The sequence below is a fragment of the Staphylococcus sp. GDY8P57P genome (genome assembly GCF_017892585.1).
Taxonomy (GTDB): Bacteria; Bacillota; Bacilli; order Staphylococcales; family Staphylococcaceae; genus Staphylococcus; species Staphylococcus borealis.
This window is the reverse complement of the sequence record NZ_JAESLK010000007.1, coordinates 42,388-57,159: the sequence shown is the minus strand read 5'-3', so window position 1 is coordinate 57,159 and position 14,772 is coordinate 42,388. Positions and strand designations below refer to the sequence as shown.

Below are 14,772 nucleotides of genomic sequence, written 5' to 3'. Positions count from 1 at the left end.
ATCGAAGTAAGCGTCATCCCTCCTTTTGAAAAATATTTTCACTAATTTTAGAATATTTTGTTAAATCTTTTCAAAAGTAGTTGTTTAAGAAAATGATAGCGTTTACAATTTGAAGTGTAAATAGAAATTTATTGTAATTGAATTTATCTCAAAGTTTATAAAAATGAATTTGAATAAAAATTGGTTTGGAGGAACGTGACATGGAAGATAAATTAAAAGGTTTATATGCCGCATTACTTGTACCATTTGATGAACATGGCCAAGTCAAAGAAGAAGGGCTCAAACAAATCGCCAAAAATGCGATTGAAACTGAAAAACTCGATGGCTTATATGTGAATGGTAGTTCTGGAGAAAATTTCTTAATTAGTAAAGAACAAAAGAAACAAATCTTTAAAGTTGTGAAAGAAACTGTTGGAGACGATGTGAACTTAATTGCGCAAATTGGCTCATTAGATTTAAATGAAGCGATTGAACTAGGGAAATATGCAACTGAATTAGGTTATGATGCATTATCAGCAGTTACACCATTCTATTATCCATTCTCATTTGAAGAAATTAAGCAATACTATTTCGATATTATCGAAGCAACGCAAAACAATATGATTATTTATGCAATCCCTGACTTAACAGGTGTCAATATCAGTATTGAACAATTTGGCGAGCTATTTAACCATGAGAAAGTTGTTGGCGTGAAATACACTGCACCTAATTTCTTCTTATTAGAACGAATTCGTAAAGCATTCCCTAATAAGCTCATATTATCAGGATTTGATGAAATGTTAGTTCAAGCCACAATCTCAGGTGTCGATGGGGCGATTGGTTCTACATACAATGTGAATGGTCGCCGTGCACGACAAATTTTTGATTTAGCACGTGAAGGTAAAATTGCTGAAGCCTATCAAATACAACACGATTCAAATGACATCATTGAAACAGTATTAGGTATGGGCATTTATCCAACATTAAAAGAAATATTAAAGTCTCGTGGTATCGATGGCGGCTTACCTAAACGTCCATTCAAACCATTTGATGAAACACATCGTGACGCATTAGACACTTTAATTAAGCAATATGATTTATAAGCAAACTGAGACGATTTAACAACAGAATATGAAGCACAAGGGGTGTTGATTATGCATCAAGTAGGTTTTGGGGCATGGAATTGGGTAGCTGTTATTGGTTATCTAGTCATTATGTTATTAATTGGAGCGTATTTTACTAAAAGAGCTGGTAAAGATACGGATAGTTTCTTCACGGCAAGTGGTCGCTTACCTTCATGGGCCATTGGTTTCTCAATTTATGCGACAACATTAAGTGCCATTACCTTTATGTCTACACCAGAAAAAGCATTTTTAACGGATTGGGCATACATAGCTGGTAATATTGCGATTGTCGCAATTATTCCAATTTTAATTGCTTTTTATGTACCATTCTTTAAAAAGTTACGTGTAACATCAGCGTACGAATATTTAGAAGCACGATTTGGTCCAAGTATTCGTGTCATTGGATCATTATTATTTGTCATCTTTCATTTGGGACGCATCGCTATCGTAATTTATTTACCGACACTAGCCATTACAGCAGTATCTGATATGAATCCATATATCGTAGCTAGTTTAGTAGGGATTTTATGTATTCTTTATACGTTTTTAGGTGGATTCGAGGGCGTTGTATGGAGTGACTTTATTCAAGGCGTTATCTTACTTGGCGGGGCATTATTGATTATTATCATCGGTGCTTTTGAAATTAAAGGTGGTTTAGGCACCATTGTTAGTGACGCAATCGCCAACAAGAAAATTATTAGTGCAGATAACTGGAAATTGAATTCAGCAGCGGCTGCGATTCCAATCATTTTCCTTGGAAATATCTTTAACAACTTACACCAATATACTGCGAGTCAGGATGTTGTTCAACGTTATCAAGCATCAGATTCAATGGACGAAACGAAGAAATCATTATGGACCAATGGTGTATTAGCGTTAATCTCTGCACCTATCTTCTATGGTATGGGAACAATGATGTATTCATTCTATCAACATGAACAAGTCTTACCTAAAGGATTCAATACATCATCAATCGTGCCGTACTTTATTCTAACTGAAATGCCACCATTTGTAGGTGGGTTATTGATTGCTGCTATATTTGCAGCTGCACAATCAACGATTTCATCAAGCTTGAACTCAATTTCAGCATGTATTTCGGAAGATATTAAACACCGCTTCTTTGGAAAAGGGGCAGACAAAGCAGAAGTTAACTTCGCACGATTAGTCATTGTTGTGGCAGGCTTATTAAGTTATGGTATTTCAATATACTTAATTGCTGCTGATTCGAATAACTTATGGGATTTATTCTTATTAATCACTGGATTATTTGGTGTACCACTGGCTGGTATCTTTGCAGTAGGTATCTTTACGAAGCGTGCCAACACATTTGGCGTCTTAGTAGGTTTAGTTACAGGCGTAGTGATCGCATACTTACTCAATGGTGTTGGAGGCGGAAACTCACCATTCTATGTATCAATTATTTCTTTCGTCGTGGCCTTCGTCTTTGGCTACTTAGTAAGTCTGGTTGTACCAGCTAAAAATGCGAAAGATATTACTGGATTAACAATCTTCGATAAAGATAAACCATCAACATATATCTCTAAAGTAGTAGAGAAAAAATAATATTTTGCATGCGAGTTGGACAACAGGTTTGTTCGACTCGTATTTTATGCCATTAACATTGTGCTAATATAAAGATGATTATAAGAAAATAGAGGTATCATCATGAAATTATTAAAGATTATAGGTATGTTTATTCTAGCACTACTAATCATGAGCATTACGCAAGGCATTGCATCCATCTTTAGTGACTTAATTCCATTTTTAGGTATAGGCGCTATTCTACAAGGATTATTATATGTTATCTTTGCATTTCTCGTTATTCGATTATTCATAATGCGTGTATTTAAAGATCATTTAAAAGCGTATCGTATTACGAAACCTAAATTTAATATCATCTATGTGGTATTAGGTATAGGCTTACCAGTAGCAGTTTATGCGGTATATTTCATCTTTGTACCAGGTGATTTCATCGTACATCATTTTAGTACTTTGAATGATACATTGCACACGTTTTTCTGGTCTATCTTTGTAACAGCCATTGGTGGCGCAATCGTTGAAGAAATGGTATGCAGAGGTTTCTTGATGGGATATGTTGAGAAGAAGACGAATATCAACGTTGCCATTATTTCCACGGCAATCTTTTTTGGTGCCATTCATTTGTTAAACGGTGGACTAAATGTAACTAGTTTCTTCTTATTATTAATTAGTGGTTCATTAGTAGGTATTATGTTTGGTTTAGCGACTTATACATTCAATACCATTTGGGCAAGCATTACGTTACATTTTTGCTGGAATTTATCCCAAATTGTATTCATCACTGAAAAGGAAAGCCAGTATAGCATATGGCAGTATGTCGTACATACTAAGAACATAGCTATAACAGGCAATCAATTTGGTTATGAAGCATCAGTGATATCCATCGCTGGATATGTATGCGTTATTCTAATTTTACTAACAATTAAGCGAAAGCAAGCATAAGGGAGTGGGACATAAAAAAATAATCAAATGCCTAATAAAGCATATGAACAATACACTAAAAAGATAAGTAATTATATGATAGCAACATATCAAACAAATCAACGTGCGTTAAATTTAGATGAAGATGCATCGTTAAAAAATATTCTTGATGTCAATAAAGATAAGGTGATTGCGAATGGTCGAGAACAAGCCGAAATTGAGAAATTCTTGAAAGAGAAAAACATTAAAACCATTGCATTTGATAAATAAGAAAAAGCAGGACTTCAATGGAATGAAGTCCTGCTTTTTCTGTGTAAAGAATCATTTCTAAATTAAGAAAGATTTAAGATTAAAGAGCGACATTATTTGTTATGGTAGAACTAGCTTCAGACACTTATGTTTAACTAAAAAGTACCATGAAATAACTTACTAAAATCATGATGCCACTCACACCGTTATGAATCATGTGAACCATCATACTATCTCTAACGTTACCACGACGATGGTAAGCAAGATAGAATATCATGCCCATCATCGTATACATTAGAACAGCTACCCAATTTGAAATACCATGCTGAGAAGCAAAGATAAGGGATGATAAAATCAATGGTAACCAGAATCGTGTACGTTTAAATAATGTTTCTTTGAAGATGCCACGATAAACAAGTTCTTCTAAATAAGGTGCTACAAATGTAATCGTAAGTACGAAGATAATGAGCGGAAAGACTTGCCCTAATTGATCAGGTGTTGGTTTAGCCGCATTCATATCACCTAATAACATTTTGTCATTTTGTGTTTGCATCGAACCTGTAGCAAATAACATTAAATATGACATACCTATAACGATGATTCTAAGAAGTACGGCCCAACCAATGTTAATCGCAATCGCTTTGCCTGTGAGTTTTTTAGGTTCTTCATACGTATGACGTTTATAATAGCCTCTAACAAGCCATATCACTATAGCAGCGATTAATAAATAAATGATGGTTACTAATGTACCAGTCAATGTATCTATATAAATAGAAAAGCTATAGATAAACATGATACTAGCTATCGGAATTTGAATCAGTAACATCCAGCCTATGAAAATGAGGGCACGCACAAACTTATTACCAGTTGGACGACGTTCTTCAATATGTATATGCTCCTTAGATGTCAAAGCTTCATTTGAGGAAGTGGTTACATTAGCATTTGTATTCAGATTCTGTTGATTCGTCATAATAAGCCCACCTTTGTCTAGAAATATAAAATCTTGAAAATGAATACTTCTATTTAAATGTAACATATATTTGACATCTATTGTAGGTCACTTCATAAAAATGCGTTATCTTAACTAAAAATTAACATTTCGAATTATATGTTTAGGAGGCTAACTATGTCTAAAGATGAAATGTCACATGACCATATAACAGGAGATTTCCAAATTTCTCAAAAACCTTATTGGAAGTTGCTATTACAATCTCTATTTTTAATTTGTATTTTATTTGTTGCCGAATCAATGGTTATATTTTTAGTAGAGAAGCCAAAATATTTTTGGATTGCTATTGTAGGGGTCATTATTGCATTTCTAATTTTAAAATTAAGTAAGTTGAAGCTATTTCAATTTAGTCGAATTACTAAAAAGCAATGGCTAATCATTATCATTGGATTCATTCTTGCCAATGGTGCAGATTATATTTATTTTGAATTCATGCCTACAACAGGGAATGAAAAGGAGTTAGAGGAAAGTTACCGCAATGTACCACTGTATTTACAACTCATTGCGATAGGTATTTTAGGTCCTATCTTAGAAGAAATTATATTTAGAGGATTGTTAATTAAAGGTATCTTTAGAGGTGCGCCTATAGTTGGTGGCATAGTATCTGTTATTTTATTCGCTGGCGCTCATGGCCCAAGCAACATAGGTGAATGGTTTATTTACGGCTTTTCAGGTTTCATTTTCGTTATTGCCTATTTAACAACAAAACGGCTCGAAATACCTATTATCATACACATGCTTGGTAATATATTAGCTACATTTCAAAATTATTTTTGGTAGAAATACTTTAATTACATAGTATATACGCAATAAAAAGCAATGCCTAAGTTTTGATAGGCATTGCTTTTTAACTTAAATATGCTCGATTTTTAAGTGTTTACCAGGAAGGCTGTCTAATAAATAAGGATCATGTGTAATCATAATAAGCTGTAACGTATTCAAATTTCGTAACATTTGAATAATGATGTCTTCATTGATCACATCAAGATTCGTTGTAGCTTCATCCAAAATTAATATCTCAGGTTCAACGAGTAGGGCTTTCGCAATCCACAAGCGTTGAAATTGTCCGCCACTCAAAGTGCACACTTTTTTAGATAATAAACGTTTGTCGAGTTGACATTGTTCGATGACACTTAAAATCTTATCGTCATGTAGACGTTTAGGAATATTAAAGTGCTTTAAAGGTTGTTTCAAAACCCATGAAACAGTTTTTTTAGGATCTAATGTATTGGCATTATATTGCGGAACGTATTGAATATGTTTCATCCAGTCGTGACGTGACACGTGTCCGAGTGTCATCTCTTTATAGCTTATGATACCTTCATAACGATCATCCAAACCAGCAATGATTTGTGCGAGTGTCGACTTACCGCTCCCACTTGTACCACTAATAATTAAATGATCATCATTTTTAAGTTCGAAATTAAAGTTTTTAAAAATTTGCTTTTCAGAAAATGTTTTATTCAAAGATTTAATCTGCAACATATCGATATCTCCTATGTGCCAATTCAATTAATTGTTGAGTGTATGGGTGTTTAGGGTTCTCTAAAATCTCTTCAGCCTTGCCACTTTCAATTATTTGTCCGTTACGCATCACACTAATATGTGTTGCGTAATTCATCACTAAACTTAAGTCATGCGTGATAAATAAGAGTGTCATATGATGTGCTTCGACAACATGATGTAATAATTTCATTAAGTGATTGCGATTGTCAAAATCTAATGCGCTAGTTGGTTCATCTACAATCAAGAATTCGGCTTCTCTTACAATTGACATCACTAACGCAATACGTTGTGCCATACCACCACTCAATTGAAAAGGATAGTCATGAAGTAAAGCTTCTGGATGCTCTAAACCTAAATGTCTAAATTGGCGGCATACAAATTCATGTTGTTGCTGTCGAGACCATTGCGTATGCAATGCATCAAACAGGGCATCAAAATGCTTTTGGATACGTACGTTTTGGAAGAAATTACTATTGGTATCTTGGAACATGGCATCTGTATTATTTAAATCAATATCGATTTGACCTTGATATTTTAAATGTGGAGGGCACATATTCAAAGCCGTCCGTGCTAGTAAAGATTTCCCACTGCCACTCTCCCCAACTAAACAATGAAAGCTACCTTCTGTGACATTAAAATCGATATCTTTCAATAATACTTGATGGCCATCATAAACGGAGACATTGTTCAACTTTAATAACGTGTTTAACGTGTGTATCGACGATTGAGTATTTGACATATGAGCGCGAAACCTCCTAACAATAGTCCTGGAAAGAAGAATAACCAAGGCGCTGAGTAAAAGTAACTCTTACCGTCATAGAGTATTGCACCTAATTCGGGCAACGGCGGTTTTACGCCTAATCCAATAAAAGCTAATCCAGAAATACTAAGCATTAATTTACCAAAATCTGCAGTGATTAATGCAGTTACGTTACGTATAAGGTGTGGAACAATGTGGTGTATCGTTGTTTGTGTCTTCGTAAGACCACTCAAAGATGCGAATTTAACAAATGGTCGCGTTTGTACATCACGTGCCAAATTTCTAAAGTAACGTAAGTAGCGTCCTAACCAGCCAATCATCAAGGCTAGGCATAAACCGATAATTGAGTTATTGATAAAACCTAATACCACAAGGGCGATAATAATAGATGGTAAGGCAATCAACATATCGGCAAGTGCCATTAATAACGCATCCAGCCAACGACCAATCAGTGCAGCTGCTAGTCCTAATACAAGGCCTAATACCACGGTGCCAAAAATAATAAGCGTTGTTAAACCGAGTGTAACCATACTGCCTACAAATAAGCGTGTGAAGAAATCACGACCTAAATGATCAGTACCTAACAGGTGGTGCAGACTCGGCGGCAATAGTGCCTCAGATTGATGAATCATATTTGCTTTATCATAGAGCAGTGTAGCAAGTATGACTAAAATAACTGCCACGATAGGCCATATCCAATGTTTAATCTTCATATGTAATTCGGCCTCCTGACTTTCTTGACAATCTTAGACGTGGATCACTCTTCTCAAGTAAAACATCGCCGAAGAAATTAAGCACCATTATAAAAGTAATAATCATCATTAAAATGCCTAAAATCACAGGATAGTCACGCAAATTAATGCTATTGATGAGTAATTTACCTAATCCAGAAATACTAAATATGACTTCTAAAATGATCACACGACTAAATAAATGAATAAAATTATTAATGGTAATCGTCATGAGTGGCGCTAATATTTCTTTTACCTGTACGTAAATACGATCCTTTAATTTGTACCGACGCAATTGGGCTAATTGGAAAGGTTGACTTTGTAAGGTGCTCTCAAAAAGGTGACTGCTTAATAGCAACATATGACTACCTTCTACAAGAACGAGTATAACAATTGGAAGAACAAAGTATTCCCAACTATTACTTCCTACAAAGGGGAACAGATGCCATTTCACACCAAAGTAATAAATGAAAATAATAGCTAGCCAATATTCTGGTAATGATGTTATCACTTGAGCAATACGAGTTAATACGACTGACCAATTTTGTCGTGGATGATTGCCACATAGATAACCGATGACGTAACTAATAGGAAACAGTATGATAGCTGAACCAATAATTAGTTTAATCGTTGGTGTAATTGCCTGGGAAATACGATCTGTTACAGGTTCACCATTGCTAAAACTCATACCAAGATCGCCTGTGAAGACATTACCTAACCATTGTACATAGCGAACAGGCATTGCCTGGCTTAAGCCGAGTTTATCTTGAGCCATTTTGATACGTTCAGGTGTAATTTGAGCGACACCATGTTCTTGTAAGTATTGAACGGCAGGATTGCCAGTTGTGTTCTCCAAAAGAAGAAAGAGCACAAAAGAAATAATGATTAAATAAATGAGTAGTCGGATGAAATGTTTTACGATGTTAGTCATTATTTGACACCTTCAACTTATCATAATTTAGCGGTGCATCTGTTTGACCTGAGAACTCGAAATGCTTGATTTTAGGACTGGTTACAAATGTCTCATTAGGATAGGAAATTGGGACAATGAGATATTGTCGGTCAATATAAGATGATAGCTTATCAAACGCATGTTGTCGGTCACGCATATTGATGATCGTCGGGAATTGATGAATCATAGATGTTAAAGTGGCATCGTCTGCAAACACACCGGGACGCGTACCATCTTGTTTAAATCGTGCATTCAAGAAATTGTATGGCATTAATGCATTCGTATATGTTCGATAATAAATGAGGTCAAAATCTTTACGCACCGTTAATGTTTCATAATATGTTTGTGAATCTAAAATATTAATATCGAGTTTAATACCTACTTTTTTAAGGTCTTGTTGCATAATTTCCGCTTTCGTCTTCCATTCTGGAAATTCATCGGTTTGTAGAGCGAGTTTAAATGACAGTACACGGCCGTCCTTTTCAAAATAACCATCATCGTTTATCTTGTAACCTAAAGAACGGATGAGTGACTGAGATGTTGAAGGGTCGTAATCATGGTCAGACTGATTATTTGAATTGACGTATTGAACATGTTGTTGAAATAGACCTTTCAATTTCTTGTTCGGTGATAAGTCATCTGTGTTAATTGCTTTGCTAATTGCCTCGCGCATCGTCTTGCTTTGTAAACGTTTATGCTGTGGGTTAAATCCCATAAATTGCGTTTCTGTACTTGGCGACGTATGTACAGATAGCGCTTTGTTTCTATGCGACTCTTTTACTTGTTGTGGCGTCATTTGACCTAAGGAACCACCCGTAATATCAATAGAATGACTCTCAATCGCTAAATGTCTTGAATCGCTATCCTCAATCGATTGAAATGTTAGATTGTAGTTAAGGGGATGGCCATTACGGTAATATGTATTTGGTTTGAAGCTCACAGTTTCATTGGTTGAATCTGCAACTTTAAATGGACCTGTGCCGATTGCTTTCTCAAATTTACCAGTTGTCTTGCCATCTTTAACTGCATGTGGACTCATAATGCGGAGCGGTCTAACTTGAGACAACTCATTTAGCACTTGGTTTGATGGCGATTTTAATTCAATCTCAACGGTATGTTTGTCCTTTATTGTGACAGATTTTAATTTATCTAACGTTTCCATAGGATCTGTTGTATCTGTTGCCTTCGCACGTTCAATCGAAAATTTAACAGCCGATGCATCAAATTCAGAACCGTCATTGAATTTTACATTGTGCTTCAAGTGAAAAAGGTAGTGTTTACCATCTTCTGAAACGTCCCATGATGTAGCAAGTCCAGGTTCAATCTTGCCATTTTCACCATAAGTCACGAGCGGTTGATAGATGGCATTGTACACAGGCATAGGGGCATCAAAACCTTGTGCATCAAGTTGTTTTGTATTAAATTCACGGGGGAGCGAGACTTTTACCTCACTGTCATCATTATGATGTTGAGCACAACCACTTAACATAAGCATCGCGCACATAGAGAGCGAATAGCATATGCGCTTTTTCAATGTTTTACCTTCTTTCCATTGTATTCATCATTATTTTTTATAATAGAGTTTAGTTATGAAAAAATATTTTTCCATCAATAGACATTATTATATGATACACCCTATACAAATTCTTTGAAATGATAAATTTGTGAATAGATAAGTGATGATTTTCCAATTTCAAAAATAAGGGAGTGGGACAGAATGCTTTTAAATTCGTTGTCCCACCCCCGCAAGGATGACTAGAACTGAGAAAAGCTTGATTAAAGCGCCTTCTCAGTTCAGTCAGCTACTGCGTATTTGCAAAATAGCTCCATTATATTATTTATGTCTCAGGCTTAATGTGTTTCACCTAATGCAACTTTAGTATCATCTTCTTTAGAAATGGCTTTAATAGCAGCAGTTAAACCTTTCGCTATTGTCTCAATAGACATCGATGGTTTCCCAGATTTATCTGTCACTTGTTCTGGGATAAACGGCACATGAATAAATCCAAATAACAAGCCAGGGTATGATTTATCAGCGAGATAACCTAATTGATATAAGACATGATTACAAACAAAAGTGCCAGCGGTATTCGATAAGCTTGCAGGGACTCCTGCTGATTTAATCGCTTCAGTCATCGTTTTAACCGGTAAGTTTGAGAAGTAGGCAGGTGCCCCATCTTCTTGAATAGCCATATCAATAGGCTGGTTACCTTTGTTGTCAGGAATACGCGCATCGTCGATATTGATGCCTACACGCTCAGGAGTAAGGTCATAACGACCTCCAGCTTGACCAATAGACAAGACCACATCGTAATTGCCTTTAGCCAGTTCCTTATCAATGACGTCTTTAGATTCATGAAAGACAGTTGGAATTTCTGACTTTGTAATGGTATGATTGCCAATTGTGTCCTCTAATTGCTTTACTGCCTCTAATGCAGGATTAATCTTTTCCCCACCAAATGGATCAAATGCTGTAACTAAAATCTTCATTATTCATTTCCTCCTTTGAATTGTTTAAAATGCCCAGAAATACATGAGCGCTATGTGAATCACTATAAGTGCTAAGGCTATAGGTGCTTGAGCCTTAATGACACCAAATTCTTGTTTCATCTCAAGTAGTGCGACAGGTAATGTGTTGAAATTGGCTGCCATTGGTGTTAACAATGTTCCACAGAAACCACCAGTCATGGCAAGTGCACCTGCTATGATTGGATCTCCGCCTTGAGCAATGACGAAAGGAATACCGATACTCGCTGTGATAACTGTAAATGCAGCGAAAGCATTTCCCATAAGCATTGTGAAGAGCACCATACCTAGCACATATGCAATGGCACCAATTAAATGGTTACCCTCAGGTAAAAATGATGAAATGCCTTTAGAAATGACTTGACCTACGCCACTTGCAGTAAAGAGTACGCCTAGTGCTGCTAAGAACTGTGGCAATATACCTGTTGTCCCAACTTGTTGTGTTAATCGGTCACTATCATATAATGTGTAAGATAATTTCGGTTTGATAATGAGTAATGCTGCAATTAAGCCGATAACTGATGAAATACCTAAACCAATTGCACCACCAAGTGGTGTCCAGTTTGATACAACAACAGCTACGACAGCTAGGACAATTGCTGGAATGAAGAGCTTATTTCCATATTTAGCAGAACCTTTTTCAACTTCTTTATCATTGACATCGATAATATTTTTAATTGTAACTTGTCTGAAAAGTGTTAACGCACCCATGGCTAAAACAAGGAGACCATTTATTGCGTCAGGAATGTAAGGCCCGCCTATGAATAAAATAGCTAGAATTGTCCAAAACGCTGCCGTACCTAAACGTTTTGATTTATCTTGTGAACGTAAAGCGCGAAAGGCTGTATATAGGAACTGAAGGCCAATAAGTATGTAAAATATTTCTAAAATATGGTTTAACGTTGTCTCACTCATGATTTTTCACCTCATTATGTCCATATTTTTTATTAAAGTAACGATCAAGTAAAATATTCTTAATCCAAACTAAGATAAGTGTGATGATGGCGATAGGAATTGAAGCAAGTACTAAACTCACTGCATTCACTTTGATATCTAGAGATTGGAAAGTCCCAACCATTAACAAGACGCCTGCAGCACCAACAAATAAGTTTTGACCGAAGAAATTACCATAGTTTTCCATGGCAGATGCTTCAGCTTTTAATTTTTCAATATCTTTTTCATCGATGTCTTTATCAGTAAGATTAAAGCGTGTTCGAAGTGCACCTTGAACCATTGGATTAATTAAAGGTCGAACAAATTGAGGGTGTCCACCGATACGTATAGAAGCTACGCCGGCGATTTCACGAATAATTAAATATAAAGTGAGAAGGCGACCGGTTGTTATTTTCTTAACGTTACTAATGAGTTTAGAAGCTTGTTGCTTCAAACCAAAACGCTCAATTAAACCGACCATAGGAAGTGTAAGCATAAATAAAGTTACAAGACGTTGATCTACAAAGGCTTTTCCAAGTGTTGAAAGTACTTCAACGATATCCATACCGGCAACTAAACCAGTGACCACAGCAGCAATTAAAATAATTGCGATTGTATCAAACTTAAGAATGAAGCCGATGATAATGATTAAAATACCAATCAATTTAATCCATTCCATAAAACCACTCCTTAAAATTAATTCAATTTGTCATTTAATATCTAAAATCTGAGGTTCAAAGTTACAATAACGCTGTAATGAATCTAACTCAGATAAGATAGATAAATGATTAATAGATGTAATTTTCTTAATATTAGCACAACTAAAATTGCTATTAAAGTGAATTTAAAATAAAAAGAATAATATTTTGAGAGTGTATAATTTGTATATTTTATTGTTACGGTGAATCATGCTGAGAAAAGATGATTAACCCTATATACTTTCTCTACATACATGATATAATAACTAAGGTTAAATGAGAACAATTATCATTAATGAGATTGATTATATTATGTAAAGGAAGTGTCAGATGTGAAATCGCATCAAAGTAAGTTTGACGGTAAATTAATCATTGCAGCTAGTTTTGCAGTGTTAACATATTGGTTGTTTGCGCAATCATTTATTAATATTGGCTCAAGCGTTCAAAAGACGTTTAGTGCTGCGGATTCAACATTAAATCTATCAATCAGTTTAGTCGCTTTTGTAACTGGTATTTTCATGGTGGGAGCAGGGGATATTGCTGATAAAGTCGGCAACCTTAAAATGACGATATTAGGTTTGATCTTTAGTATCATCGGCTGTCTTAGCTTGATCATTGTGCCAGCAACACCCTTTTTAATTATTGGGCGAATTTTTCAAGGGTTGTCAGCTGCGATACTCTTGCCTTCAACGATTGGTTTAGTTTCAGATAAATTTAAAGGCCAAGATTTGCGAAAAGCCTATAGTTTTATGATGATTGCGACAGTTGGCGGAATTGGATTTTCTTCCTATGTCGGCGGTCTTATTTCTAGTTTATTGAGTTGGCAAATGATCTTTGTAATTTCAATCATTTTATCAGTGATCGCAATCTATATTTTAAGTCGTAGAAAGGAAACGCCACGTTCAGAACGTAATCATCAGCCTTTTGATTATGTAGGTATGATCATCTTTGGTGTCGTCATTGCTTGCTTGATGTTGCTGATGACACAAGGATTTACATATGGTTGGACGAGTCGTTTCACATTATCTGTTGCTGCTATTGGTCTCATTGCCTTAATTGTGTTCTATCTTTTTGAAAAAGGCAAAACCACACCATTTATTGATTTCTCGATTGTAAAAAACCGAGCATTTCTAGGATCAACGATTAATAATTTCGTACTTAACACAGGTGTTGGGACTACAGTTGTCTTCAATGGCTATGCGCAAAAGCAATTTGGCATGAGTGAAGCACAAACAGGGTTAGTCACTGTGCCGTACGTCTTCATGGCGATTGCAATGATTCGTTTAGGTGAAAAAGCAATTCAAAAATATGGTGGTAAAAGCATGTTAATTGCAGGACCATTATTCCCGACAATTGGTATTATTCTAATTAGTTGTACATTCTTATCACCAAGTTGGTATGTTGGTGTTGTAACCTTCGCATTCGTGGTTTGTGCAATTGGTAATGGATTGGTAGCAACACCAGGATTAACGATTGCGGTGTTTAATATGCCAGAAGAAAAAGTGAGCTTTGCGACAGGTTTATATAAGATGGGTGCTACACTTGGGGGCGCCTTTGGTATTGCATTAAATACAACTGTATTTACAGTATGCCAACAGTTCTACTCAGTAGAAATGTCAGCAATGATTTCCTTCTTAGTAGGTGCGATTATTATGGTACTTGGCCTCATTTCGGCATTTATTCTTATCCCTAAAAATGTTAAAGCATAACAAACAAGCGTGACTGTTTACTCAGCCACGCTTATTTTATATTGAACACAAGTGCAACAGTACTTAAGTGAGAAATAAATTCTAGAGATGAATCACGAATATTGTTGCGTGACTCTTGGCGGAAAAGAAAGTGACG

At 35.6% G+C, this 14,772-nt stretch carries 15 protein-coding genes; 6 read left to right on the top strand and 9 right to left on the bottom strand.

Annotated features, from left to right (window positions below; genetic code table 11):
• Positions 1–200: 200 nt before the first annotated feature.
• From KA878_RS03090 to KA878_RS03075, 4 genes are all read left to right on the top strand, one after another.
• Positions 201–1,082 (top strand): N-acetylneuraminate lyase, encoded by an 882-nt coding sequence (locus KA878_RS03090; protein WP_193838778.1) that lies wholly within the window; start codon positions 201–203, stop codon positions 1,080–1,082.
• A gap of 51 nt (positions 1,083–1,133) precedes the next feature.
• Positions 1,134–2,666, top strand: a complete 1,533-nt coding sequence (locus KA878_RS03085; protein ID WP_193838779.1) for a sodium:solute symporter family protein — start codon at positions 1,134–1,136, stop codon at positions 2,664–2,666.
• A gap of 102 nt (positions 2,667–2,768) precedes the next feature.
• Complete coding sequence (locus tag KA878_RS03080) at positions 2,769–3,584, top strand: CPBP family intramembrane glutamic endopeptidase (protein WP_193838780.1); 816 nt, start codon at positions 2,769–2,771, stop codon at positions 3,582–3,584.
• A gap of 27 nt (positions 3,585–3,611) precedes the next feature.
• Positions 3,612–3,833, top strand: a complete 222-nt coding sequence (locus KA878_RS03075; RefSeq protein WP_228480654.1) for a hypothetical protein — start codon at positions 3,612–3,614, stop codon at positions 3,831–3,833.
• Between the two features lie 130 nt (positions 3,834–3,963).
• Here KA878_RS03075 and KA878_RS03070 read toward each other — a convergent pair whose 3' ends face one another.
• Positions 3,964–4,782, bottom strand: coding sequence for a CPBP family intramembrane glutamic endopeptidase (locus tag KA878_RS03070; RefSeq protein ID WP_193838781.1), 819 nt, complete (start codon positions 4,780–4,782; stop codon positions 3,964–3,966).
• 156 nt (positions 4,783–4,938) lie between these two features.
• On the opposite strand from KA878_RS03070, the gene KA878_RS03065 reads away from it, so the two are divergent.
• On the top strand, positions 4,939–5,601 hold the full coding sequence (locus KA878_RS03065; RefSeq protein ID WP_048667836.1) for a CPBP family intramembrane glutamic endopeptidase: 663 nt from the start codon (positions 4,939–4,941) through the stop codon (positions 5,599–5,601).
• 72 nt (positions 5,602–5,673) lie between these two features.
• Here KA878_RS03065 and KA878_RS03060 read toward each other — a convergent pair whose 3' ends face one another.
• The 8 genes from KA878_RS03060 to KA878_RS03025 all read right to left on the bottom strand — a co-directional run bounded on the left by KA878_RS03060 (position 5,674) and on the right by KA878_RS03025 (position 12,908).
• A complete protein-coding gene (locus tag KA878_RS03060) occupies positions 5,674–6,306 on the bottom strand; it encodes an ATP-binding cassette domain-containing protein (RefSeq protein WP_193838782.1) in 633 nt (210 codons plus the stop codon).
• Positions 6,293–7,066, bottom strand: coding sequence for an ATP-binding cassette domain-containing protein (locus KA878_RS03055; RefSeq protein ID WP_193838783.1), 774 nt, complete (start codon positions 7,064–7,066; stop codon positions 6,293–6,295). The genes KA878_RS03060 and KA878_RS03055 overlap by 14 nt, the downstream gene beginning before the upstream one ends.
• A complete protein-coding gene (locus KA878_RS03050) occupies positions 7,033–7,800 on the bottom strand; it encodes an ABC transporter permease (RefSeq protein ID WP_193838784.1) in 768 nt (255 codons plus the stop codon). Before KA878_RS03050 ends, KA878_RS03055 begins: the two co-directional genes overlap by 34 nt.
• Positions 7,790–8,749, bottom strand: a complete 960-nt coding sequence (locus KA878_RS03045; protein WP_193838785.1) for an ABC transporter permease — start codon at positions 8,747–8,749, stop codon at positions 7,790–7,792. Before KA878_RS03045 ends, KA878_RS03050 begins: the two co-directional genes overlap by 11 nt.
• Positions 8,742–10,259: an ABC transporter substrate-binding protein gene (locus KA878_RS03040; RefSeq protein WP_398577034.1), complete on the bottom strand. Its 1,518-nt coding sequence runs from the start codon at positions 10,257–10,259 to the stop codon at positions 8,742–8,744. The genes KA878_RS03045 and KA878_RS03040 overlap by 8 nt, the downstream gene beginning before the upstream one ends.
• A gap of 362 nt (positions 10,260–10,621) precedes the next feature.
• Positions 10,622–11,260 (bottom strand): pyroglutamyl-peptidase I, encoded by a 639-nt coding sequence (gene pcp / locus KA878_RS03035; protein ID WP_193838787.1) that lies wholly within the window; start codon positions 11,258–11,260, stop codon positions 10,622–10,624.
• Positions 11,261–11,284: 24 nt separating this feature from the next.
• A complete protein-coding gene (locus tag KA878_RS03030) occupies positions 11,285–12,211 on the bottom strand; it encodes a DUF979 domain-containing protein (RefSeq protein ID WP_193838788.1) in 927 nt (308 codons plus the stop codon).
• Positions 12,204–12,908, bottom strand: coding sequence for a DUF969 domain-containing protein (locus tag KA878_RS03025; RefSeq protein WP_193838789.1), 705 nt, complete (start codon positions 12,906–12,908; stop codon positions 12,204–12,206). The genes KA878_RS03030 and KA878_RS03025 overlap by 8 nt, the downstream gene beginning before the upstream one ends.
• A gap of 351 nt (positions 12,909–13,259) precedes the next feature.
• Between KA878_RS03025 and KA878_RS03020 the strand changes: the two genes are divergently transcribed.
• The gene (locus tag KA878_RS03020) at positions 13,260–14,636 is read left to right on the top strand and encodes an MFS transporter (RefSeq protein WP_193838790.1); all 1,377 of its coding nucleotides are present in this window, start codon (positions 13,260–13,262) and stop codon (positions 14,634–14,636) included.
• Positions 14,637–14,772: the final 136 nt, after the last annotated feature.

Coding starts and splice junctions, on each gene's coding strand:
- KA878_RS03090 (WP_193838778.1), top strand. CDS start 201: ATGGAAGATAAATTAAAAGGTTTATATGCCGCATTACTTGTACCATTT.
- KA878_RS03085 (WP_193838779.1), top strand. CDS start 1,134: ATGCATCAAGTAGGTTTTGGGGCATGGAATTGGGTAGCTGTTATTGGT.
- KA878_RS03080 (WP_193838780.1), top strand. CDS start 2,769: ATGAAATTATTAAAGATTATAGGTATGTTTATTCTAGCACTACTAATC.
- KA878_RS03075 (WP_228480654.1), top strand. CDS start 3,612: ATGCCTAATAAAGCATATGAACAATACACTAAAAAGATAAGTAATTAT.
- KA878_RS03070 (WP_193838781.1), bottom strand. CDS start 4,782: ATGACGAATCAACAGAATCTGAATACAAATGCTAATGTAACCACTTCC.
- KA878_RS03065 (WP_048667836.1), top strand. CDS start 4,939: ATGTCTAAAGATGAAATGTCACATGACCATATAACAGGAGATTTCCAA.
- KA878_RS03060 (WP_193838782.1), bottom strand. CDS start 6,306: ATGTTGCAGATTAAATCTTTGAATAAAACATTTTCTGAAAAGCAAATT.
- KA878_RS03055 (WP_193838783.1), bottom strand. CDS start 7,066: ATGTCAAATACTCAATCGTCGATACACACGTTAAACACGTTATTAAAG.
- KA878_RS03050 (WP_193838784.1), bottom strand. CDS start 7,800: ATGAAGATTAAACATTGGATATGGCCTATCGTGGCAGTTATTTTAGTC.
- KA878_RS03045 (WP_193838785.1), bottom strand. CDS start 8,749: ATGACTAACATCGTAAAACATTTCATCCGACTACTCATTTATTTAATC.
- KA878_RS03040 (WP_398577034.1), bottom strand. CDS start 10,259: ATGTTAAGTGGTTGTGCTCAACATCATAATGATGACAGTGAGGTAAAA.
- pcp (WP_193838787.1), bottom strand. CDS start 11,260: ATGAAGATTTTAGTTACAGCATTTGATCCATTTGGTGGGGAAAAGATT.
- KA878_RS03030 (WP_193838788.1), bottom strand. CDS start 12,211: ATGAGTGAGACAACGTTAAACCATATTTTAGAAATATTTTACATACTT.
- KA878_RS03025 (WP_193838789.1), bottom strand. CDS start 12,908: ATGGAATGGATTAAATTGATTGGTATTTTAATCATTATCATCGGCTTC.